We start from the raw sequence: 23,223 nt of genomic DNA, 5'->3' as shown, positions 1-23,223 counted from the left end.
GTTACATCGCGCTCGCCCGGTTGACCGCGCTGGTGACGGCTTTCAGCGAGGCGGTGACGATATTGGCGTGCCGGCCGACGCCGTAGAGGCGTTTGCCGTCCGCCGTGCGGGCCTCGACATAGGCGATGGCCATGGCGTTGGCGCCTTCGCCGATGGCGTGTTCGGAATAATCCATCACCGAAATGTCGATGCCGGCGTCATCCTTCAGCGCGTTGACATAGGCATCGATCGGGCCGTTGCCCTTGCCGTGCAGGGACACTTCCTCGCCATTGCGCTTGACGATGGCCAGGATGGAGCGGATTTCGGACGCATGGGTGTCCGCCGTCGTCCGATGGTCGACGAAGGCATAGGGCGTCTGATTGTCCAGATAGACTTCCTTGAAACTGTCCCAGATCATTTGGGGCGCCAGTTCCTTGCCGGTTTCGTCGGCGATGGTCTGGACGATGGTCGAGAATTCGATCTGCAGGTTGCGCGGCATGCGCACGCCGTAATCGGTCTCCAGGATATAGGCGACGCCGCCCTTGCCCGATTGCGAATTCACCCGAATCACCGCCTCGTAGGACGAGCCGACATCCATAGGATCGATCGGCAGATAGGGCACGTCCCAGATACCGCTGTTCGAATCCTTCATCGCCTTCAGGCCCTTGTTGATGGCGTCCTGATGGCTGCCGGAAAAGGCGGTGAAGACCAGATCCCCGCCATAGGGATGGCGCGGATGGACCGGAAGCTGGTTGCAGTATTCGACGACCTTGCGCATTTCCGGGATGTTCGAGAAGTCGAGATGCGGGTCGACGCCGGTCGCGACCATGTTCATGCCCAGGGTCACGATGTCGACATTGCCCGTGCGCTCGCCATTGCCGAACAGCGTGCCTTCGACACGGTCGGCGCCGGCCATCTGGGCAAACTCCGCCGCGACGACGCCGGACCCCCGGTCGTTATGCGGATGGACGGACAGGATCAGACTGTCGCGCCGCGTGAAATTGCGGTGCATCCATTCGATGCCGTCGGCATAGACGTTCGGCGGCGCGACCTCGACCGTGGCGGGCAGGTTCAGGATGATCGGCTTTTCCGGCGTCGGTTCCCAGACATCCATCACCGCCTCGCAGACGTCCAGGGCATAGTCCGGCTCGGTCTGGGTGTAGCTTTCCGGCGAATACTGGAAGCGCCAGTCGGTGCCGGGGTTCTTTTCCGCATGCTCGCGGACCAGTTTCGCCCCGTCGACGGCGATCTGCTTCACGCCCTCGCGATCCTGCTGGAACACGACCCGGCGCTGGATGGTGGAGGTCGAGTTGTAGACGTGAACGATGGCCCGGTGGACGCCCTTCAGCGATTCATAGGTTCGCTCGATCAGATGCGGGCGCGCCTGGGTCAGGACCTGCACCGTCACATCTTCGGGGATCATGTTCTTTTCGATCAGCTCACGCGTGAAATCGAAATCGGTCTGGGAGGCGGCGGGGAAACCGATCTCGATTTCCTTGAAGCCCATGCGGACCAGCAATTCGAACATCCGGCGCTTGCGGTCCGGTCCCATCGGTTCGATCAGCGCCTGGTTGCCGTCGCGCAGATCGACGGAGCACCAGATCGGCGTCTTGTCCACGACCTTACCGGGCCACTGGCGGTCGGGAAGGTCGATGCGGTCGTACATGCGGTACTTATCGACGGGCATGCGGTTCATAACAAAATCCTCCTGAAGGTCTTCTTGGCCGCCGGCCCGGCTCTTCTAGGCGTCGGGCGGCGCGGTGTCCATGGTTTGAAACGGATTTCGCGGCAGGGATACGGCCACCGGTCTGCCGCGCGCGGACCGACGACCGTGAATTAGTCGCGATAGCGCCTGCAGGGAGATGCTGCGGATCGTTTCGGGCCAGATCGTTTCGGGAATGGGATGCGGGTACGGATTCATGACGACGGTGTCTTTCCGAAGAGGGGCGGCAGGCTGTCGGAGGAAGGGCAATAACGCCCTGTCCGCGCTCAGATGTGAGCGTGGCCTAGTAGCTTCGATAGAAGCAGAATGCCGCCAAAGGTCGTCATGGCCTTCAAGCTATCGGCGGCTGGGGCGGTGGTCAAGCGGCTTGCGCGACCCTGCTGAGACCGGAAAGGTAACGGTATCCGTTCGAAAGGGAGGTCCCATGCGTGCCGCAGACATTCTCGCAAAACGCCTGTACGAAGCCGGCTGCCGGTTTGCCTTCGGCATGCCGGGGGGCGAGGTCCTGACGCTTTTGGACGCGCTGGAGAAGGCCGGTATCCGGTTCGTCCTGGCCAAGCACGAAAACGCCGCCGGTTTCATGGCGGAGGCGACATGGCACCGGACCGGAGCGCCGGGGATTCTGTTGGGGACGGTCGGGCCGGGCATCCTGAACGCGGTTAATGTCGTCGCCAATGCGGAACAGGACCGGGTGCCGCTGATCGCGATCGCCGGTTGCGTCGATCCGGCGGAGAGGTTGACCTATTCCCATCAGGTTCTGGACCATACGAAAGTTTTCGACCCGCTTTGCAAGGCGGTCTTCACCCTGACCGCCGAGGCCCCCGGGGAAGCGGCGGACAAGGCGGTGCAGGCGGCGCTGTCGCCGCGCCCGGGGCCCGTATTCATCGATGTGCCGATTTCGGTCGCGGCGGCTGAATGTGGCGACGGCTATGCGCTGCGCCATCCCAAGCCATCCCCGGCGGTCCCGGCCGACGGGCCGGACCTGGACCGCGCGCGGGCCAGGCTGACTGCCGCGCGGCGGCCCTTGATGATCGCCGGATTCGATGCGGTATGCGACGGGGCCGGGGATGCCATCCGCCGGTTCTGCGAAAGTTTGAACGTGCCGCTGATCACGACCTATAAGGCCAAGGGGATCGTGCCGGAAGACCATGCGCTGGTGGTCGGCGCGGCCGCCCTGTCGCCTTCCGCCGACGCGGTGGTGAAGCCCCTGGTCGCCCAGGCCGATCTGATCCTACTGGCCGGATACGATCCGATCGAAATGCGGGTCGGTTGGCGCAATCTATGGGATCCGGCGCAAACCGACGTCATCGAAATCGCCGCCCGGCCGAATGACCAATACATGCATCAGGCGACGATCAGCTTCGTCGCGGATACGGGGGGGACGCTGGACAGGCTTTCGGAAGGTCTGACCGGCGCCGCCACCTGGCCGGACGGGGAACCGGCGGCGGTGCGCCAGTTTCTCGGTCAATCCAACGGCGCGGTGGCTGACTGGGGGCCGGGCGCCATTGCGGCGACGGTGCGCGATGCCTTGCCCAGGGATGCGATCGCCACGGTGGATTCGGGCGCGCACCGGATTGTCCTGTCCCAGGTCTATCGCTGTTTCGAACCGCGCAGCCTTTTGCAATCCATGGGGCTGTGTACGATGGGCTGCGCCCTGCCGCTCGCCATCGGGGCCAAAATCGCCGATCCGGAACGGCCGGTCGTGGCCTTCACCGGCGATGGCGGGCTGATGATGGTTCTGGGCGAATTGTCGACCCTGGCGGATTATCGCCTGCCGGTTCCGGTCATCGTGTTCTCGGACCGCAGCCTGGCACTGATCGAATTGAAGCAGCGCGGCATGCAATTGGGCAATGCCGGCGTCGATTTCGCGGGCGGATACGATTATGCGGCGTTGGCGAAGGCCTTCGGCGGGGCCTGCGCCACTGTTCGGGATCGTGACGCGCTGACCGACGCGGTGACGGCGGCGCTGCAGTCCGAAAGCTTCACGCTGATCGTCTGCGAGATCGACCGTCGATCCTATGACGGGGTGCTGTGACGATCAGACCTCTTCGCCGTCCTCGGACGGGCCGTCCTGAACCTTGCGTTGGGCGCGGCGGGCGGCGGCGCGTTTGGCGCTGACCCGTTTCGATCCGGCCTTCTTGGCTTCCACCTGTTTCGGTTCGGCCTTCTTTGCGACGGCCTTTTTGGCGGCGGGCGGGTTGAATGCCTCCGGCGCCTCGCCCGGCACGGTTTCGATATAGACCGACTGGCTGGGGAAGGCGAAGCCGGTGCCCGCGCCCTCGACAATGTCCTTGATGGCGTAGGCCAGCTTTTCCTTGATGCCCAGCCATTCGCCCCAGACCGTCGTGTGAGTGAAGCAATACAGCATGATATCGATGGAGCTGGCGTTGAAACTGTCGACCCGCACGAACATCGTCGCGCGCTCCGGCGGCACGAAATCGGGCTGCGACAGGATATAGGCTTCGATTCCGTCGCGGATTTCCTTCAATTGCGGAATTGTCGTGCGGTACTCGACGCCGATCATCCAATAGATCCGGCGATGGGTCATGCGGCTGAAATTGGTGACCGCGCTGTCCGATAGCTGCGCATTGGGGACGAAAACCGGTGCCTTGTCGAAACGGCGGATAAAGGTCGACCGGAAGCCGATGGATTCGACCGTACCTTCGACCACGCCGTCGACGCGGATCCATTCGCCGATGGAGAAGCGCTTTTCGGTCAGAATCAGGATGCCCGCGATCAGGTTCTTGAACAGATCCTGGGCGCCCAGCGCGACGGCGACGCCGAACAGGCCCAGACCGGCGATGATCGGCGCGACCTGAATGCCCCAGATTTCCAGCACGGTGGCGACGCCGATCATGGCAATGATCAGTTTGATCGCCTTGATCAGCCATTCCACCATGGCGGAGGTGAAGACCCGCTCGACCCGGCTCAGCAGGAAGGACAGCGGATCGACCATTCGGTAGAAGCCCCAGAACAGGACCAGCACGATCAGCGACCGGTTCAGCGACGTCGCGATTTCCTGTGCCGTGCCCGTCAGGGACAGGTATTCCGTCGCGAAGAAAACGCCCATCACGGCCGGAACGAAGCGGATCGGTGCCGCCAGCGCGGTGGCGATCGTATCGTCCAGACGGTTGTCCGTGCGTTCCGCCAGGACCTCGACACGGCGCAGGACGAAGCGGCTGAAGAACTGCCGAAAGACCAGAAAGACGAACAGGATCGTCAGGGCGATCAGGATGTCGCCCAGACTGATGCCGCCGACACCATAGGTCCAGACATCGCGCACCAGGGCCCAGAACTCGGCAAGGCTGTCGATGCCAGCCAGACGGTCGACTTCCCCGACCGGCGGATTAACCGTGCCCTTGGCGGCGTCGATGACAGGCGCTGGGGCCGAACCGGATTGCGCGAGAAGATCGGAACTGGATCGGGTCACGGGCGGGGAACTCCTGAAATACGGGACCTTCGGTTCAAAATCAGCCGGACAATGCGGCCTTCGCGACCTTGCGCATGACGGTCGGCAAAGCCCGGTCGCCCAATGCCTCCGGCAGGCACCAAGTACAATTGTCAGGGGCCGCCTCGTCAATCGCCTGCGCACGGAAGACAAGCAATTCCAGATGGAAATGCGTGAATGTGTGGCGGATCGATCCGGCCGTGCCGGTCACCGTCGCCATCGCGGGCAGGCCGGTATCGTCCAGCGCCTCGCTGCCGGTTTCGGTCCAGTCGGTGCCCGGGAATTCCATCATGCCGCCCAGCAGGCCCTTTTCGGGACGCCGGCGCAGCAGGATCGCCCCATCCCCGCGCTCGATCCAGAAGGCCGCGCCGCGACGGGTCGGTTTCGCCTTTTTCGGCTTCTTGCGCGGCAATGTCTCGGCGATCGGTCGGCCGTCGCAACAGTCGGTCAGCGGACACAGCATGCATTTCGGCCGGCCGGGTGTGCAGACGGTGGCGCCCAGATCCATCATCGCCTGGGCGAAGTCGCCGGGCCGGCGTGCCGGAGTCATTGCCTCCACATGGGCGTAGAGGGCCGGTTTGGAATCGGGCAGCGGCGTTTCGATGCTGTAGAGCCGGGTCGTCACCCGCTCGATATTCCCGTCCATCACCGCTGCCGGCCGGTCGAAGGCGATTGCCGCAATGGCCGCCGCGGTATAGCGGCCGATGCCCGGCAGGTTCCGCAACGCCTCTTCCGTATCGGGGAAGCGCCCGCCGAACTCGGTGGCGACCTGGATCGCGCATTTGTGCAGGTTGCGAGCCCGCGCGTAGTAACCCAGACCGGCCCATTCGGTCAGCACGTCGTCCAGTTCCGCCGCCGCCAGATCGCCGACGGTCGGCCAGCGGGCCAGAAAGCGTCGGAAGTAATCGCCAACCGTCGCGACCGTCGTCTGCTGCAACATGACCTCGGACAGCCAGACATGATACGGATCCGCAACCCGGCCGGGCGGTGCGCGCCAGGGCAGGGTCCGGGCATGACGGTCGTACCAGGCCAACAGAGCCGGCGCGATATCGGTTTCGGAATGGATCGCCATGGTCCACAGTGTAGTCGTCGGCGGCGTGGAAACCAGCCCCGAGATCCCGGGAAAGAAGCATGACCGACCAAGACGGCCCGCCGAAGGGCAATCGGAAGAAAAAGGACGATATGCGCTATGGCGGCACCCAGTCGCTGGCCGCGATCGTCCCGCGCCTGGCGCGCAAGGCGGTGGGCAAGCGCGGTTTCATGGATGCGCGCATCCTGAATGAATGGCCGATGATCGTTGGGGCCGATCTGGCGCGGCATGCGCATCCGGACCGACTGACCTTTCCGCGCGGCAGGCGGGACGGCGGGACCCTGCATATCCGTGCAATGGGACCGATGGCGACGGAACTGCAGCATCTGGAACCGGTGCTGGTCGACCGGATTAATTCACATTTTGGTTATCGTGCGGTCGCCGGGATCAAGCTGCTGCAAGTCCCGCCAACGCGGCTGCCGGCCGATGCGCGCAAGGCGCAGTCGCGCAAGCCCCCCGCCCCGCCCGCCGATCCCCGGCAATTGGCCGACCTGGACCGCCGCCTGGAGGAAGTGGAGGACCCGGAACTGCGCGCCATTCTGCGCCGTTTGGGGGAGGGGATCTTGCGCCGGAACGCCCGAACTTAGGCGCAGCGGCCGTTCTGTCGCGGCAGGTGAGGGTTGCCATCCGCGCGGGAAGCCCATACGTAAGCCGGACTTGATTCAAAGCGAGGGTGAGGATCGCGTCCATGAGCCTGTTCCAGCACAAAGCCGCACTTCCGGTCGTCGTTGTCGCCGTGATCGCGGCCATTGGCGGTTTGGTCTTCTATGTGAACCGTGCGCCGGATGCGCCGATTGCCAGCCAGGTCGACTCTTCGACCGTCTCCGGCGACGCTTCGGCTGAGACGAACCCGCTGATTACGCCGCGCGTTCTGGGCGCCGCCGATGCGCCGGTCACGATCATCGAATATTCCTCGCTGACTTGCCCGCACTGCGCGACCTTCCACCGCGAAACGCTGCCCAAGCTGAAGGAAACCTATATCGACACGGGCAAGGTGAAGCTGGAACTGCGCGACTTCCCGTTGGATGACGGTGCCACCCTGGGCGCGTTGCTGGCCCGCTGTGCCCCGGAAGACCGCTATTTCGCGCTGATCGATCTGCTGTTCTTGCAGCAGCGCAGCTGGGCGCGTTCCGAAAACCTGGTTGGCGAACTGGCGCGGCTCGGCGGTTTCGCCGGGATGCCGGAAGCGACCATTCAGGCCTGCTTCGAGAACGAGGAGCTGTTCAAGGCGATTCGCGAGCAGCGCCAAGTCTGGGCCAGCACGCATGAAATTACTTCGACGCCGACCTTCATTGTCAACGGAACCAAGGTTTCCGGCGCCCAGCCGTTCGAAGAATTCCAGAAGATCATCGACGGCGCGCTGAACTGACGTCGAATCGTTCCGCGATTCCAGGGGGCTCCGGGAACGACTCGACTCTTCCCGGAGAATCCGTATTGCCTTACCTGTTGGGCGCGATTCGGCGTCCGGCACGGGTAGTCGTCTAAGGCTTTACGGACCGGGCCTCTGTGCATTTCAAGAAGCTGAAAGTCCACGGATTCAAATCCTTCGTCGATCCGGTCGAGTTGATGATCTCGTCCGGCATCACCGGAGTCGTGGGTCCGAACGGCTGCGGCAAGTCCAATGTCATCGAATCGCTGCGCTGGGTCATGGGCGAAGCATCGGCCAAGCGCATGCGCGGCGGGGAAATGGACGACGTCATCTTCGGCGGGTCTTCCACACGGCCGCAGCGAAACAGCGCTGAAGTCACTGTCTATCTGGACAATACCGAACGCCGCGCCCCCGCCGCCTTCAACGATGCGGACGAATTGGAAATCCTGCGCCGGATCGACCGGGGGCAGGGTTCGACCTATCGAATCAACGGCAAGGAAGTCCGCGCCCGAGACGTCCAATTGCTGTTTGCCGATCTGGCGACCGGTGCGAATTCGACCGCCATTGTCAGCCAGGGCCGGGTTGGGGCGCTGATCGGCGCGAAGCCGCAGGATCGGCGGACCCTATTGGAAGAGGCGGCGGGCATTCGCGGCCTGCATTCCCGGCGCCATGAGGCCGAACTGCGCCTGAAGGCGGCGGAAAGCAACCTTGAGCGCCTGGAAGATGTGATCGGCGCGCTGGAGAGCCAGTTCGGCGGCTTGCAGCGTCAGGCCCGGCAGGCGAATCGCTATCGCAAGATCGCCGAGCAGCTGCGCGCGCAAGAGGCGATTCTGCTGCATCTGCGCTGGACCGAGGCCCAGGCCAAGCTGGACACGGCGCGCCAGCGGCTTACCGAGGCGGAGGCCTTGGTCAACGAACGCACGCAGATGGCGGCGCAGGGGGCGAACCTGCAGGCCCATGCCCATGACCGGATGCCGAAGCTGCGCGAGGCGGAGGCTGAGGCCGCCGCACGCCTGCAGTCGCAGGTCATTGCCGAACGCCAGTTGCAGGACGAGGGCGAGCGGATTGCCGCGCAACTGACCGATCTGCGGCAGCGACTGGATCAGATTTCGTCCGATATGGTGCGCGAGGAAACGCTGGCGTCGGATGCGATCGAGGCGCTGGACCGGTTGGGTGCGGAACGCAAATCCATTCAGGAGCAGCAGGCGTCCGAGAAATCGGAGACCGATCGGCTGCGCATCGAACGGGACGATGCCGACAAGTCCGTCGCCAAGGAAGAGGCGAAGCTGGATGAGCTGAACGAACATGTCGCCGCGGTGGAAGCGCAGCGCGGGACCCTGACCCGCCAGATCGACGATTCCCGCAAGCGGCTGGCCGCGTTGGACCAGCGGTCGCAGGCGATTGCGGCGGAAACCGAGACCCTGAACAAGCGCATTGCCGAAGCGGGCGATGTCGAAGGCGCCAAGGCCGCGGTGGAGGCCGCGGAGGCGGCTTTGATCGAGGCCCGGCAAGCAGCCGAGCAGGCGGAAGAGGCGCGGGCTGCTGCGGAAGCGAAAGCGGCGGACACCCGCACGGCCCTGAGTGCCGCCGATCTGGCCCTGCGACAGGAATTGGATACGGCCCGCAATCAGGCGCGGGACAGCGTCAGCGCCGCCGAGCGCGACGCACGCGACAGTGTCGCGGCGGCGGAGAAGGCCGCGCGGGAAAGTGTCGATGTGGCGGAACGCCTGCGCGGGCGCCTGGCTGCCGAAGAAGCTGCGCTGAGCGATCTTCTGGCCCAGGACGATGATGGCGGTGCGCCGGTACTGGAAGAAATCCAGGTCGCTGCCGGTTTCGAAACGGCGCTGGGGGCGGCGCTGGGCGACGATCTGGATGCAGCACTGGACGAGGAAGCGTCCCGGCACTGGACCGATCTCGGCACGTTGGCGGACGCACCGTCCCTTCCCGGCGGGGTAGACGCTCTGGCCGGTCAGGTTAAGGCGCCTGCCGCCTTGGCGCGCCGTCTCTCGCAGATTGGGGTCGTCGCCGACGCCGAAACGGCAATCCGTTTGCAGAAGGACTTGAAGGTCGGTCAGCGACTGGTCAGCCGGGACGGTGGGCTATGGCGCTGGGACGGGCTGCGGATCCGGCCCGGAACGGCCACGGCGGCGGCCAAGCGACTGGAGCAGCGGAACCGGCTGGCCGATGTGGCCGAGGCTCTGGCCAAGGCCGAGCGCGATCTGGCCGACGCCAAGGCGAGCGCCGAAAGCAAGGTCAGCGCGGCGAAGCAGGCAGCCGAAGTGGCACTGGCCGCCGCCCGGCAAGCGGCCGAGACACTGGTCGCGAATACTGACGCCCAGGCCGAGGGAAAGCTGGACGATCTGCGCGGCGCGGCGGATGCGTCCGCCGCCGCACTGTCCGAAACGGCGGCGAAGGCTACCGAATGCCGACGCGCGCAACAGGACGCCTATGACCGCGCCGGATCGGCCCGGTCGAGCCTAGCCCGTTTGGAGCAGCAGGTATCGGAAAGCCGCAGTCGCCTTGCCGCACTTGCGGGAGAAACCGACCGTATCGCGGCCGAACGCGACGACGCCAAGGAACGTGAGGAATCGGCGCAAAAGGCCGTCGCCGTCCTGGAGGACGCCAATGTCCTGCGCGAGCGTCTGGCGCGGTCCCGCGCGGCGCTGGCCGAATTGCGGGCGCGGCAGGTCGAGAAGCGGTCTGCCTTCGATCGGCTGGAACGCGAGGCGAAGGCGCGGGGAGAGCGGCTGAACGCGATCCTGGCCGAAGAGCAATCCTGGAAAACCCGTTCCGAGGGGGCGGCCCGGCGGCAGACCGACCTGAAGGAACGCCATTTGGCGGCGGGCCGGGAACTGACCTCCCTTGAGGCACGGCCGGCGGAAATCGCCGAACAGCGCAGCTTCCTGCAAAGCAAGATCGCGGAGCTGGAAGAGGAACGGAAGGCCGCCGCGGACAAGCTGGCCGAGGCGGAACTGGCCCAGCGCGATATGGACCACGCCTTGAAGGCCGCCGAACTGTCGCTGGCGGAAGCCCGTGAGACCAGGGTCCGGCGCGAGGCGGAGGTCGAACAGGCCGAGCAGGCTATGGCGACCGTGACCGAGCGGGTCGCGGAGAAGCTGGAATGCGCCCCGGAAGACGCTTTGGGCCAGTCGGGATTGGCCGAGGATGCGGAATTGCCGGATCAGGCCGATGTCGAACAGCGCATCGAACGCCTGAGCCGCGAAAGGGACAATATCGGCCCGGTCAACCTGCGCGCCGAGCAGGAAGCGCAGGAACTGGAAGAACAGATCGCGTCGATGAAGACGGAACGCGACGATCTGGTCGCCGCGATCAGCCGCCTGCGTCAGGGCATCAATGCGCTGAACCGCGAAGGCCGCGAGCGCCTGCTGCGCGCTTTCGAGGAGGTGGATACACATTTCCGGCAACTCTTCGTCGAGCTGTTCGGCGGCGGCGAGGCGCATTTGAAGCTGACGGAATCCGACGACCCGTTGCAGGCCGGTCTGGAAATCATGGCCAGCCCGCCCGGCAAGAAGATGCAGATCCTGTCGCTGCTGTCGGGCGGGGAGCAGGCGCTGACGGCGTTGGCGCTGCTGTTCGGGGTCTTCCTGACCAACCCGGCGCCGATCTGCGTGCTGGACGAGGTCGACGCGCCGCTGGACGATACCAATGTCGATCGCTTCTGCCAGATGCTGGACAAGATCGCCAAGGCGGGGACGACCCGCTTCCTGGTCGTCACCCACCACCGCATGACCATGGCACGCGTCGACCGCCTGTTCGGGGTGACCATGGCCGAACGCGGTGTGTCGCAGCTCGTCTCCGTCGACTTGCGTCAGGCGGAACGGATGCGCGAAGCGGGTTAAACGCCGCCTTCCTCAATGTTCCTTTGCAGCAGGATGCGCCACAGGGTTCGCGCCGCGGGCCCCAAGGGCGCGTCGTTCCTGTGGGCCAGATAGCATCCCATGACCGAAGCGCCGTCCCGGCCCAGAGCGACCGCGTTCAAACGGACGAGACGCCCGGCGGCCAAATCCTCCTTGGCGGCCCAGAGCGGAAGGCGTCCCCAGCCGAGACCGGACCGGATCAGGGCGTGTTTGGATTCCTGGCCGCCGACACGCCAGGTGCCTGGCGACAGGACGCCAATGTCGCGCCCCTCGGACCATGCCGTGGGGTCCGCCTGCACGATCTGCAGGTGATCCACCAGGTCTGCCGTCCCCAGGGGCGTACCATGCCCCCGTTTCGCGAGGGGATGGTCCGGGGCCGCAACGGCGACGAATGTGACCGGGCCCAGCGCATCCAGCGTGATATGGGGATCACGGAAATCCTCCCCGGCGGTGATCGCCATCTGGCAGCGTCCGTCCAACAGTGATGTCAGCGGCCCGCCCAGGGCAGCGGTTTCCAGTCGAATGGCGACGGACGGATAGATCTCGCGCATCTGGTACAGCGCGTCCGAAATCGCCGTCAGCGGATAGAGAACATCGATGCACAGCGACAGCGACAATTCTACACCTTCGCCCAGGCCTCTGGCGCGCGCGCGCAGGGAATCCGCCTTCAACAGAATGCCGCAGGCATCTTCCAGCAGGGCGGTTCCGGCGCGGGTCAGCACGGGCTTGTGACCCGACCGGTCGAAAAGAGCGACGCCCAGTTCCGCTTCCAGATTGGCGATGGCGTGGCTGACCGCCGATTGGACGCGGGACAGCCGTCGGGCGGCCTGGCGGAAACTGCCTTCCTCGGCCACGGCGACGAAGACACGAATCTGATCGAGGGTCAGGGCATCCAGCATGATCGATTGTATCGATCAAGATGATCAAAATTTCAACAGTTCAATAGATTGGACCGGCCTGCCATCTATGCGGCGGAACACCGCTGACGGAGGCAATTCAATGACCCGCGTACTCGTCCTGTATTATTCATCCTATGGCCATGTTGCGACGATGGCCCGCCGTGTCGGCGACGGTGCCCGGGAGGCCGGTGCGGAGGTCGCGCTGCGCCGCGTCCCGGAACTGGTTCCGCCGGAGGTGGCGGCGAAAGCCGACTATGTGACCGAGGCCGATATTCCCATTTGCCGGATCGACGAACTGCCGGACTATGACGCAATTCTGTTCGGCACGCCGACGCGGTTCGGAAACATGGCCAGTCAGATGAAGAACTTCTTCGATCAGATGGGCGGGCTGTGGTTTACGGACAAGCTTGTCGGGAAGGTCGGCGGCGTCTTCACCTCCACCGGCAGTCAGCACGGCGGCCAGGAAAGCACGATCCTTTCGACCCATGTCGTGCTGATGCATTTGGGCATGGTCGCCGTCGGTCTGCCCTATTCGTTCAAGGGGCAGATGCGCATGGACGAGATCACCGGCGGTTCGCCCTACGGCGCATCGACCCTGGCCGATGACGGGCAGGGCGGGGACCGGCGACCCAGCGACAACGAATTGGATGGCGCCTTCTTCCAGGGCTATCACACCGCCCAGATTGCGGCCGCCCTGCGCACTGGGTTTGCGCACTTGCCGGACGCGGAAAAGGCCCAGTGACCATGCGGTTGAACACCCCTGCCACCGCGTCGAAATGGACCCCGGTACTGATCACCGTCGGCGCCGGCATCGTGTCCGCCCTTCAAGTCGGGAAGGCGACGGTCGCGCTGGGCGACATCCGGGCGGATCTGATGCTGGATATCGCCACCGCGTCCTGGATTCTGTCGGCCTTCGCCCTGGTCGGCGCCGTCGGTGGGGCCGCCATCGGCATGGCGGTGGACCGGATCGGCGACCGCCGTATGGCGGTGGCGGGGTTGGTCCTGCAATCCGTCGGCGCGGCGCTGGGCGGGGTGGCGCCGACGGAAACATCCCTGATCGCCGCGCGAATCCTGGAAGGCTTGGGCTTTCTGGCGGTTGTCGTTGCCGCGCCCGCCATTGTTGCGCGCTTGGCGCCGACCGGACAGATGAACCGCGCCATGGCGCTATGGGCAACCTTCATGCCCGTCGGCTTGGCATTGATCATGGGGGCCGGACCGGTCCTGGCGGCGATCACCTGGCGGGACATGTGGCTCGGCAATGCCGTCCTGCTGGCCGTCTATGCGATCGTCGTCGCAATCCGCATCCCGGAAGCGGCGCGCGCCGCGCCGCGCGGCGGGTCCCTTGTCGCCGATATCGCCTTTGCCTTGCGCGCCGGACCGCCTGCGCTACTGGCGGCGCTGTTCGCCGTCTACTGCGCGTTGTTCTTCACGGTCTTCGGATTCCTGCCGACCCTGTTGCTGGACCGCTTGGCCCTGGGCCCGGAACTGGCCGGGCCTGTATCGGGACTGGCCGTCGCCGCCGGGATCGTCGGCAATCTCGGATGCGGGTCCCTGTTGAAATCCGGTATTCGGCCGGTCCGGATCCTGACCGTCGGGTTCGCGGTCATGGCAGTGACGGGGGTTCTGTTCTTCTGGCTGCCGTTGCCGGCCGTCCCGGCATTGGGACTCTGCATCCTGTTCGCGTTGGTGGGCGGGGTCGTCCCGGTGGTCGTCTTCGATGCCGCGCCCCGTTTCGCGCCCGCCCGGCCCGGCGGCGCGGTGCTGATCGGCGCCACGTTGGGCTTGATCATGCAGGGCAACAATATCGGGTTGCTGGCCGGCCCTTCGATGGCAGGCGCGTCGGCCGCTGCCTTCGGATGGGACTCGGTCGCCTTCGCGGTCATCGGCCTGTCCGCCGCCGCCGCGCTGTGTACGATGGGGTTTGCGATGATCGACCGGCGTTTGGGCGCTGTCAGGCGCTCAGAATCTTCCCCGGATTCATCAGATTGTCCGGATCGAAAGCCTGCTTCAATTGGCGCATGACGGCGACTGCGTCGCCATGTTCGGCGGTCAGGAAGTGTTTCTTGCCATAGCCGATGCCGTGTTCGCCGGTGCAGGTCCCGCCATAGGCGATGGCCCGCTGATTCAAGCGTTCGACCATGCCCTTGGCGCGCTTCAACTCGTCCGCGTCATTGGGGTCGAACATCAGGCACAGGTGATAGTTCCCGTCGCCGACATGCCCGACGATCGGCGCGTAGATGCCGGAATCCTCGATGTCCCGCTTGGTGTCCAGAATGCAGTCCGCCAATTTCGAAATCGGCACGCAGGCGTCGGTCGCCATGCCCTTCTTGCCCGGCGCGGCGGCGCAGGCGGCATAGAACGCGTTGTGACGCGCTTCCCACAGTTTGGTGCGTTCCTCGGCCTGACTGGTCCAGCGGAAGGCGCTGCCGCCGAATTCGTCCGACAGGGCCTGAACCTGACCGGCCTGCTCGGCGGTCGACGCTTCCGAACCATGAAATTCGAAGAACAGGGTGACCTTGCGTTCGAAGCCTTCCAGCTTCGAATAGTCGATGCAGGCGGCCATCTGGACCTCGTCCAGCAGTTCGATCCGCGCGACCGGGATGCCGGACTGAATGGTCAGGATGACGGTGTTCACCGCGCTTTCGAGATCGGGATATTGGCAGACTGCTGAAGTCACGGATTCCGGGATGCCGTACAGGCGCAACTGAACCTCGGTGATGATGCCCAGCGTGCCTTCCGCGCCGACGAAGATGCGCGTCAGGTCATAGCCCGCCGCCGATTTGCGCGCCCGTCCGCCGGTCTTGATGATGCGCCCGTCCGCCATGACCACGGTCAGCCCCAGCACATTCTCGCGCATCGTGCCGTAGCGCACGGCATTGGTGCCGGATGCCCGGGTCGACGCCATCCCGCCCAGCGAGGCATCCGCGCCCGGATCGATCGGGAAGAACAGGCCGGTATCGCGCAGATATTCGTTCAACTGCTTGCGCGTGACGCCCGCCTGAACACGGCAATCCAGGTCTTCGTTGTTGACCTCCAGCACCGCCTTCATCTGCGACACGTCGATCGACACCCCGCCTTCCAGGGCCGCCAGATGACCTTCCAGCGACGTGCCCGCGCCGAAGGGGATCATCGGGATCTTATGTTCCGAGCAGACTTTGGCGATCTCGGAGACTTCCTCCGTCGTTTGGGCAAAGATCACCAGATCGGGCGGGGCGCCGGGGAACCAGCCTTCGCCATGACCGTGCTGATCGCGGACCGCCGCCGAGGTCGAGGCGCGGTCGCCGAACATTTGCTGCAAGATGCCGATCCCGGGGTTGTTCCCGTGCTTGGTTTCCGCCGTCTGGGCCATGGTGTCGCTCCGCAACTGTCCGCCATAGATTTGTCGATGAAAGGTCATACCATTTCGATAGGATGATATCACGGGCGAAGATGCCCTGGGCTTCACCGTGCAGTCGCAAGTCTCGATCTTAGGATCGCGGTATCTGGGGGCGGTGCGTCGATTCCCCCGTTGCCTCGACCAAAGAACGCGATATGGTGCGCCGCAATTATCCGCTTAGTCTATTTCGTTGAAGGCATGGCCGAGACAGAACCGCCGCCCCCTGGCAAATCGGAAACGGAAGTCGAGCCGCCGAAGAACAAACGGCTGACCGGGCTGGCGCGTCTGCTGCAATACCGACTGGTCATCCCCATTGCACGAGGACGGCATAACGGCGTGCCCACGGCGCGCGGGACGGCCATCGGCCTGGCCTTCGGCCTGACGCCGACCGTCGGCATTCAGATGCCGATGATCCTGGTGTTCTGGGCGGCGCTGAAATGGCTCAAGCCCAAGTGGAAGTTCAATCTGCTCGTTGCGCTGGCTTGGACCTGGCCGACCAATGTCCTGACCGCGCCGGCCTATTACTATCTGTGCCTGATAACCGGCCGTCTGATGATGGGCGACAGCATCGAACTGGGCTTCGACGTGTTCCAGGAACATGTCGAAAGCGTTCTGGAAAAGGATGCCGGGTTCGTCGAATCCCTATGGGTCTATACCCACGAGATATTCCGGGTCTGGGGCGTACCCTTGTTTATCGGCAGTATCCCCTGGGCCGTCGGTGGCACCTGGGCGGGCTATTACCTGACCCTGAAGTTCCTGGCCAAGCTGCGCGAGCGGCAGCGCCGGCAGATGCTGGCCCGGCATGCCCGCCGAGCCCGCAAACGCGCGGCGAAGGAACGGGCGCGCCTGGCCCAGACGGAATAGCGCGCCCGCAATTCGGCCGGTTTCAGACCGCGTCCAGCCCCATCTGCCAGAACTTGATTTCCAGCCGCGTGGCGTCCCGGAAAGTCTGCGCCAGTTCGTCGAACCGCGCCTCCGGCAGGTCGTCGCCCGCCAGCCGGTCGATATACTGCCGCTCATCGGCGCAGGCGGCCTGGTAATCGGGGCCGGAATACATTGCGATCCAGCCGGCATAGGGTGTTTCGCCGCCACGCGCCTTCGCGGCCTCGTTCAGTGCCGGGCCGATTTCGCCATAGCCCAGCATGCAGGGCAAAAGCGCCACGTGTAGATCGAGCAGATTGCCTGCCATGCCGCGTTCCAGGACATAGCGCGTATAGGCCATGTTGGCCGGGTCTTCCGGCAGGTCCTCCAGCGACGCCGGGTCGATGCCCCATTTGCGGCAGAAATCGACATGCAGGTTCAGTTCGACATCCATGATCGCTGCAATACCGTCCTTGGCGCGCTTCAGGTCTTCCAGCGTCCGGGCCTTGTATCCGGCAAGGGAATAGGCGCGGGCAAACTGGATGAGGAACAGATAGTCCTGTTCCAAATAATAGCGAAAGGCCGGTTCCGGCAGGGTGCCGTCCGCCATGCCCAGCACGAAGGGATGGCGGGTATAGGCTTCCCAGTCTTCCGGGCAGGACGCTTTCAGGCGTTCGAACAGGTCAGGCATAGCACGGTCCTTCCGGATCAGTTGGCCGAACAGTTGCACGGCACCGTCAGTTCCTCGGCATAGACATGCAGGTCCGGGCTGGTCTCGGTCAGGCCGGATTCCTGCATGAAGGCCGCGAAGTCGTAATAGCGTTTGGCGTCCAGTTTGGCCGGCTTGTCCGCCAGCAGCGGGACCGTGTCCTTCCAGGCGCGACGGTTCAATTCGTCGTCCAGATCAGGATAGCCCGCGATGAACACGTCCCAAGCCGCCGCCGGGTTTTCCTTCACGAAGGCCGTCGCGTCTTCCAGCGCCCGCAGGAAACGCGGCAGGCGCGGATCGTCCCGACCGTGGCTGGAACTCAGCAGGATCAACTCGTCATAGGCTGGAACGCCGTGTTCCTCCGGCAGGAAGGCGCGGCCCGGATGGCCTTCGATATCCATCTGGTTCAATTCGAAGTTCCGGAAGGCACCGATGACCGCGTCGGTCTGACCGGCGATCAGGGACGGCGACAGCGACCAGTTCACATTGATCAGCTCGATATCGTCCAGGCTCAACCCGGCGCCGGCCAGCATCGCGCCCAGAAGGGCATCCTCGAAACCGCCGACCGAGTAGCCGATCCGTGCGCCTTTCAGGTCGGAGATCGACTGGACCGGCCCATCGGCGAGAACGACAAGGCTGTTCAGCGGCTGACCGACCAGGGTGCCGATGCGCACAAGTGGCAGGCCTTGATCGGCCATCATGTGCAATTGCGGCTGATAGGATACCGCCAGATCGGCCTTGCCCGCGGCGACCAGTTTCGGGGGGTCGTTCGGGTCCGCGGGGGCGATCAGCTCGACCTCCAGCCCCTGTTCGGCGAAGAACCCTTTGTCGCGGGCGACGACCAAGGCGGCGTGATCCGGGTTCACGAACCAATCCAGGAGGACCGTCATCTTGTCCTTGGCAAGGCTGGGGCTTGCCGTCCCCAGCATAAGGGCCGCCGAGATCGCGGCGAAAAGGAAACGTGTCATCCGTACCATTCCTCTGTCGGTTGAGTATCGATCAGGCATAGCCGTTTTCCGGCTGCCAACGGGTCAGCGCGCGTGCGCCGGCATCCACGGCCGCATAGAGGCCCAACGCCATGACGGCGAGGACCAGCAGCGCGGCGAACATCAAATCGGTCTGCATCCGGCCATTGGCGTGCAGCATCAGATAGCCGAGGCCCGCCGACGACCCGACCCATTCGCCCACCACCGCGCCGATCGGCGCGACGGCGGTGGCGACCCTTAAGCCGGACCCGAAGGCAGGCAAAGCGGCGGGCAGGCGGATCTGGCGCAGGATCGTCGCACGGCCCCCGCCCATGACCCTGGCGAGATCCAGCCAACCGGGATCGACGCGCCGCAGCCCGTCATAGAAGGCGGCGGTCACCGGGAAGAAGATGATCAGCGTCGCCATCGCGACCTTGGACGCCAGCCCATAGCCGAACCAGAGGGTCAGCAGCGGTGCCAGTGCGAAGACCGGCAGGGCCTGGCTGACGACCAGCACCGGCAACAGCCAGCGCCGCACCGGCGCGGCGGAAATCAACAGCAGCGCGCTGGCTCCGCCCAGGATCGTCCCCAGGCTGAGGCCGATTACGATCTCGACCGCGGTGATCCCGGCATGGGGCAGGATCAGCCAGGCGCGGTCGACCAGAACGGCGAAGACCCTCGGCGGATCCGGCAGCATGAAGGGCGGCGCATCGGTGACGATGACCAGCAGCCACCAAGCGGCGATCAGGCCAAATCCTGTCGTCAGAAGGCGCAGGGCGCGATTCATGCCGCCTCGCCCTCCGTCCCCGCAAGGTCGCGCATCAGCGCCGCGGCCTGGGCCGCCATGGCCTCGCCACCGGGATCGCGCGGCCAGGGCAGGGCGGGTGGGGCGGCGGTTTCGCGCAAGCCTGCGGGCGACCCGGTCAGGACCAGTATCCGGTCGGCCAGTCGTAATGCTTCCATCGGGTCGTGGGTCACCAGGAAAACGGTCCGGTCCCGCAACAGCCCGGCGGCGGTTTCCTGAAGCCGGAAACGCGTCAGGGCGTCCAGCGCCGAAAACGGCTCGTCCATCAGGACGATCGGTCGGTTTTCCCATAGGGTCCGGGCCAGGGCGGCGCGCTGCCGCATGCCGCCGGATAGGGCCGCCGGGCGCGCGTCGGCACTGTCGGCCAGACCGACCTGTTCCAGAAGATGCAGCGCGCGGTGCCGATCCTGCTGGCCCAGGGGCGTGCCGCGTAAGCGGTGACCGAGGGTGACATTGTCCAGCACCGACAGCCAGGGCAGCAGCAGGTCACGCTGCGCCATGTAGGCGACGCGCCCGTCTAATGCCACACCATCCCCGGCGGCGACGCTGCCCCGGATATCGCCACCCGCCGCCGGCAACCCGGCGATGAAGCGCAACAGACTGGACTTGCCGACACCACTGGGGCCCAGCAGCGCCGTCCAGCATCCCCCCTCCAGACGGAACGACAGGCCGTCGAACACGATCCGCCCGTCGAAGGACAGGCCGGCCGCATCGACCGTTATGCCGGGGGAGGGCAGGCCGTCCATTTCAGTGTTACGCGCCGCGCATCGTTTGATAGGCGGCGGTGCCGACCTCGGCCCAACGGCGGGCCTTGCGCTGCGCCTCGTCATAGGATGCCAGGATCTCGGGCCCCAGATGGGCACCGTCCAGGGCTTCCTGCATCACGGTTCCGGCTTCGGTGCGGGCGCGGGCGACCACATCCTGCGGCAGGGCCATCAATTCGACGCCACGGTCGCGGACCAACCGGTCCAGGGCGTCCGCGTTCTTCCAATCCGCTTCGGCCAGGGCGAAGGCATGCTCGGCCATGCAGGCGTCGGTGACGACCTGTTTCAGGTCGGCGGGCAATTCGTCGAACAGGGACTTGCCGATCAGACATTCGCCGGTGCCGTTCGGCTTGTTGAAGCCGGGCCATACGTAATAGGGCGCTGCCTTGTAAAATCCGAAAGCCTCGTCGATCCAGGGCCCCAGGAACTCCGCCCCGTCAACCGCGCCCGACGCCAGGCTGGTGAAGATGTCCGATGCCGGCAGTGATACCGGTGCGGCCCCCATCCGACGGTAGATGTCCCCACCGAAGCCGACGATGCGGACCTTGAGCCCCTGCAGGTCGTCCACGGATCGGATCGGCTTCTTGAACCAGCCGCCCATCTGCATGCCGGTATTGCCGGCCATGAAGGGTTTCACACCGAACGGCTCGTAAAGGCGGTCCCACAGATCCTGCCCGCCGCCGTGATAGATCCAGGCCATATGTTCGCGCGAGGTCAGGCCGAACGGTACGGTGGTGAAATAGGCTGCCGCGGCCGTCTTGCCGGTCCAGTACACTGCGGCCGTGTGGGCCATTTCGGCGGTGCCGCCGCTGACCGCGTCGAAGACTTCGAAGCCGGATACGACTTCGCCCGCGCCATAGACCTTGACCGCAATCTTGCCGCCGGAAGCATCGTTGATGCGCTTTGCCAGCCGTTCGGCGGTCTGGCCCGGGCCGGGAGAGTTCTTCGGCCAGGATGTCAGCATGCGCCATTTCCGAACGCCGTCCGCCACTGCGGGGGAGGGAAATGCACTTGCGGCGGTCGCCAATCCGGCGACGGCCCCGCCTGTCAGAATGGCGCGGCGGTTGGGTTTCATCGTCGATTTCGTCATTTGCCAGCCTCTGCCCAGTATGCGTGAAAGTGGTGAACCGGCCCGTGCCCGTGACCGACCGACAGCCGGTCCGCCGCGGCAATCGCGTTCGCGATATAGGCCTTCGCGGATTTGACCGCGTCGTCCAGCGTCTCGCCCTTGGCCAGTCCGGCCGCGATGGCGCTGGAAAGGGTGCAGCCCGTCCCATGGGTGTTCGCCGTGTTGATGCGTCTTCCGGGCAGCCAGGTGCTGCCCTCCGCCGTCAGCAGGAGATCGGAGGAATCCTGCCCCGCCAGATGGCCGCCCTTAAGGACGACCGCGCGCGGTCCAAGATCCAAGAGCGCCTTGGCCGCCTCGACCATGGCGTCGGGATCGGCGATCGCATCCGGCCGATCCAGCAGTGCGGCGGCCTCCGGCAGGTTCGGCGTGATGACATGGGCCAGCGGCAGCAGGTCTTCGACCAGGGCGGACACGGCCTCGCGGGCCAACAGCGCATCGCCGCTTTTGGCCACCATGACCGGGTCCAGGACGATCCAGGCCGGCTGATGCGCCAACAGCCCGTCACGCACCGCGCGGATCAAGGCGGCGTCGCCCAGCATGCCGATCTTCACCGCGCCGACGGCAATATCGCTGAAGACGGCGTCCATCTGTGCCCGCACGAAATCCGGCGGAACAGGAAATATCCCGGTCACGGCGCGCGTGTTCTGGGCGGTCAGGGCGGCGATCGTCGAACAGCCGTAGACGCCCAGGGCCGAGAATGTCTTCAGATCCGCCTGGATCCCGGCGCCGCCGCCGCTATCCGATCCGGCGATGGTCATCGCGATGGGTGTGTCCGTCATGCGAGAGCCCTTTCATGGTCGCGTTTCGCCGCGTCGACGATGGCGCGCAGGTCGCGGGCGGCCTGATGGGGATCGGGCGCGCGGGTGATGGCGCTGACGACGCAGATGCCGTCGACCCCGGCGGCGATGACATCCGCCGCCCGGCTGCCGTCGATCCCGGCGATGGCGCAGCGCGGCAGGCCTGGCACGCCGGCGGTCAGTACCGCCGCCATATCGCGCAGACCAGACAAACCGATGGGCGCGTCCGGATTGACCTTGCTCTCCGTCGCGAAGACTCCGCCGACGGAAGCATAGTCGACAATGCCCGGTTCCACCGCGCGGGCTTCCGCCGGGTTCTTGACGGTCACGCCGACGATCCGATCCGGCCCCAGGATGGCCCGCGCCTGCGCCGGGGTCAGGTCGTCCCGGCCCAAATGGACGCCGTCCGCGCCGGATGCGGCCGCGACATCCGCCCGATCATTGATCAGCAGCGATACCCCGGTTCCGGCCAACGCCGCCTTCAATCGGCGGGCGGTTTCGACCATTGCCCGTGTGGTCGACGTCTTGTCACGCAATTGCACCAGGGTGACGCCGCCGCGTACCGCATCCTCCACCAAGGGGACAGGATCCCCGTCGACATGGGACGGCCCGACGATGAGATAGAGCGTTAGATCGAGGGAAGGCCGTGTCATGCGCTGTCCTCCGCCCGCAACTCATAGCGACCGATCCTGGCGGCGATACGGTCTTCGGTGAGGGTTGAAAGCCGGTCCAACAGACGCACCGCCAGACTACCCGGCCCGTCGGCACCGTCCGCAGCCTCGGCCCCCGCAGCGCCGAAGGCCGCCAGGGCGGCCAGGCTTGCGGCCATTCGGTCCTTGGGGTGAACGGCCAGAAAAGCGGCCAGAATTGCCGACAGGGCGCAACCGGTGGCGGTGATGCGCGCCAACATCGGATGGCCGACCTCCAAAGTCGCGACGCGCGTACCCTGCCGCACGCGGTCCAGCGCGCCGGTGCAGACCAGGGCGCCGGTCAGCCCTTTAAGCCCCCCCGCCAGGGTCGCGGCCTCCGCCTCGTTGCAGCGGATGGCGGTGGGACGCTCGGCCATCAGCGATTCCGCCTCCCGCCGTCTTCGGTCGGCGCGGTCGACCATGACCGGATCCAGAACCCAGGGCATGCCGGCTTTACCGGCGATCGTCGCCGCGAGCCGCCGGACCGCTACCTTTTCTGCGGTCGGGGTGCCCAGATTGATCAGCAAGGCGTCGGCCCCGCGCAGGAAGTCGGGCAATTCCTCGGATTCCGCCGTCAGGCTGGGCACCGCGCCGATGGCCAGAAGGGCATTCGCCGTGATCGGCTCAGCGACGGAGTTGGTCAGGCAATGGACGCGGATCTGCCGGTCTGCGATCTGACGCAGCAAATCGGCGGACAGGGCCGCCAAATCGGATGCGGTTCCTGGGGCCTTCACGGGCGTGC

The 23,223-nt window shown here is 65.4% G+C and carries 20 protein-coding genes; 7 read left to right on the top strand and 13 right to left on the bottom strand.

Annotated elements, in window-relative coordinates; genetic code table 11:
• Position 1: 1 nt before the first annotated feature.
• Positions 2-1,675, bottom strand: a complete 1,674-nt coding sequence (gene leuA, locus ACO06O_RS01545) for a 2-isopropylmalate synthase (RefSeq protein WP_421875569.1) — start codon at positions 1,673-1,675, stop codon at positions 2-4.
• A 451-nt stretch (positions 1,676-2,126) separates the two neighbouring features.
• Between leuA and ACO06O_RS01540 the strand changes: the two genes are divergently transcribed.
• Positions 2,127-3,737 (top strand): thiamine pyrophosphate-binding protein, encoded by a 1,611-nt coding sequence (locus tag ACO06O_RS01540; RefSeq protein WP_421875567.1) that lies wholly within the window; start codon positions 2,127-2,129, stop codon positions 3,735-3,737.
• A gap of 3 nt (positions 3,738-3,740) precedes the next feature.
• Here ACO06O_RS01540 and ACO06O_RS01535 read toward each other — a convergent pair whose 3' ends face one another.
• Entirely contained in the window at positions 3,741-5,132 is a 1,392-nt protein-coding gene (locus ACO06O_RS01535) for a mechanosensitive ion channel family protein (protein WP_421875565.1), read from the bottom strand.
• A gap of 40 nt (positions 5,133-5,172) precedes the next feature.
• On the bottom strand, positions 5,173-6,222 hold the full coding sequence (gene mutY / locus ACO06O_RS01530; protein WP_421875563.1) for an A/G-specific adenine glycosylase: 1,050 nt from the start codon (positions 6,220-6,222) through the stop codon (positions 5,173-5,175).
• Positions 6,223-6,281: 59 nt separating this feature from the next.
• Here mutY and ACO06O_RS01525 point away from each other — a divergent pair, with 59 nt between their 5' ends.
• From ACO06O_RS01525 to ACO06O_RS01515, 3 genes are all read left to right on the top strand, one after another.
• Positions 6,282-6,827: a DUF721 domain-containing protein gene (locus ACO06O_RS01525; protein ID WP_421875561.1), complete on the top strand. Its 546-nt coding sequence runs from the start codon at positions 6,282-6,284 to the stop codon at positions 6,825-6,827.
• 101 nt (positions 6,828-6,928) lie between these two features.
• Positions 6,929-7,609 (top strand): DsbA family protein, encoded by a 681-nt coding sequence (locus ACO06O_RS01520; RefSeq protein ID WP_421875559.1) that lies wholly within the window; start codon positions 6,929-6,931, stop codon positions 7,607-7,609.
• A 137-nt stretch (positions 7,610-7,746) separates the two neighbouring features.
• The gene (locus ACO06O_RS01515; RefSeq protein WP_421875557.1) at positions 7,747-11,469 is read left to right on the top strand and encodes an AAA family ATPase; all 3,723 of its coding nucleotides are present in this window, start codon (positions 7,747-7,749) and stop codon (positions 11,467-11,469) included.
• On the opposite strand, the gene ACO06O_RS01510 is transcribed toward ACO06O_RS01515, so the two are convergent.
• The gene (locus ACO06O_RS01510) at positions 11,466-12,386 is read right to left on the bottom strand and encodes a LysR family transcriptional regulator (protein ID WP_421875555.1); all 921 of its coding nucleotides are present in this window, start codon (positions 12,384-12,386) and stop codon (positions 11,466-11,468) included. The genes ACO06O_RS01515 and ACO06O_RS01510 overlap by 4 nt on opposite strands.
• A 100-nt stretch (positions 12,387-12,486) precedes the next feature.
• Between ACO06O_RS01510 and wrbA the strand changes: the two genes are divergently transcribed.
• Together wrbA and ACO06O_RS01500 are read left to right on the top strand one after the other, a co-directional pair.
• Positions 12,487-13,128 carry an NAD(P)H:quinone oxidoreductase gene (wrbA, locus tag ACO06O_RS01505; protein WP_421875553.1) on the top strand — a complete coding sequence of 214 codons (642 nt, stop codon included), beginning with the start codon at positions 12,487-12,489 and terminating at the stop codon, positions 13,126-13,128.
• 2 nt (positions 13,129-13,130) lie between these two features.
• Positions 13,131-14,408 (top strand): CynX/NimT family MFS transporter, encoded by a 1,278-nt coding sequence (locus tag ACO06O_RS01500; protein WP_421876425.1) that lies wholly within the window; start codon positions 13,131-13,133, stop codon positions 14,406-14,408.
• On the opposite strand, the gene ACO06O_RS01495 is transcribed toward ACO06O_RS01500, so the two are convergent.
• Complete coding sequence (locus tag ACO06O_RS01495; RefSeq protein ID WP_421876423.1) at positions 14,338-15,735, bottom strand: FAD-binding oxidoreductase; 1,398 nt, start codon at positions 15,733-15,735, stop codon at positions 14,338-14,340. The genes ACO06O_RS01500 and ACO06O_RS01495 overlap by 71 nt on opposite strands.
• A 225-nt stretch (positions 15,736-15,960) precedes the next feature.
• Between ACO06O_RS01495 and ACO06O_RS01490 the strand changes: the two genes are divergently transcribed.
• Positions 15,961-16,626, top strand: coding sequence for a DUF2062 domain-containing protein (locus ACO06O_RS01490; RefSeq protein ID WP_421875551.1), 666 nt, complete (start codon positions 15,961-15,963; stop codon positions 16,624-16,626).
• Between the two features lie 22 nt (positions 16,627-16,648).
• Here ACO06O_RS01490 and tenA read toward each other — a convergent pair whose 3' ends face one another.
• From tenA to ACO06O_RS01450, 8 genes are read right to left on the bottom strand one after another with little or no spacing between them, the layout of a single operon-like run.
• Positions 16,649-17,314: a thiaminase II gene (gene tenA / locus ACO06O_RS01485; RefSeq protein WP_421875549.1), complete on the bottom strand. Its 666-nt coding sequence runs from the start codon at positions 17,312-17,314 to the stop codon at positions 16,649-16,651.
• Positions 17,315-17,331: 17 nt separating this feature from the next.
• On the bottom strand, positions 17,332-18,300 hold the full coding sequence (locus tag ACO06O_RS01480) for an ABC transporter substrate-binding protein (RefSeq protein WP_421875547.1): 969 nt from the start codon (positions 18,298-18,300) through the stop codon (positions 17,332-17,334).
• A gap of 31 nt (positions 18,301-18,331) precedes the next feature.
• Complete coding sequence (locus tag ACO06O_RS01475) at positions 18,332-19,084, bottom strand: ABC transporter permease (protein WP_421875545.1); 753 nt, start codon at positions 19,082-19,084, stop codon at positions 18,332-18,334.
• On the bottom strand, positions 19,081-19,848 hold the full coding sequence (locus ACO06O_RS01470) for an ABC transporter ATP-binding protein (RefSeq protein ID WP_421875543.1): 768 nt from the start codon (positions 19,846-19,848) through the stop codon (positions 19,081-19,083). The genes ACO06O_RS01475 and ACO06O_RS01470 overlap by 4 nt, the downstream gene beginning before the upstream one ends.
• Positions 19,849-19,855: 7 nt before the next feature.
• Entirely contained in the window at positions 19,856-20,956 is a 1,101-nt protein-coding gene (locus ACO06O_RS01465; RefSeq protein ID WP_421875541.1) for a TRAP transporter substrate-binding protein, read from the bottom strand.
• Positions 20,953-21,774 carry a bifunctional hydroxymethylpyrimidine kinase/phosphomethylpyrimidine kinase gene (gene thiD, locus ACO06O_RS01460; protein WP_421875539.1) on the bottom strand — a complete coding sequence of 274 codons (822 nt, stop codon included), beginning with the start codon at positions 21,772-21,774 and terminating at the stop codon, positions 20,953-20,955. The genes ACO06O_RS01465 and thiD overlap by 4 nt, the downstream gene beginning before the upstream one ends.
• Positions 21,771-22,445: a thiamine phosphate synthase gene (gene thiE, locus ACO06O_RS01455; RefSeq protein WP_421875537.1), complete on the bottom strand. Its 675-nt coding sequence runs from the start codon at positions 22,443-22,445 to the stop codon at positions 21,771-21,773. Before thiE ends, thiD begins: the two co-directional genes overlap by 4 nt.
• On the bottom strand, positions 22,442-23,215 hold the full coding sequence (locus ACO06O_RS01450) for a hydroxyethylthiazole kinase (protein ID WP_421875535.1): 774 nt from the start codon (positions 23,213-23,215) through the stop codon (positions 22,442-22,444). Before ACO06O_RS01450 ends, thiE begins: the two co-directional genes overlap by 4 nt.
• Positions 23,216-23,223: the final 8 nt, after the last annotated feature.

Source organism: Pacificispira sp. (assembly GCF_965228185.1).
Lineage (GTDB): Bacteria > Pseudomonadota > Alphaproteobacteria > UBA8366 > Aestuariispiraceae > Pacificispira.
Note: the sequence above shows the minus strand (reverse complement) of the source record. Positions and strands in the feature narration are given on the sequence as shown.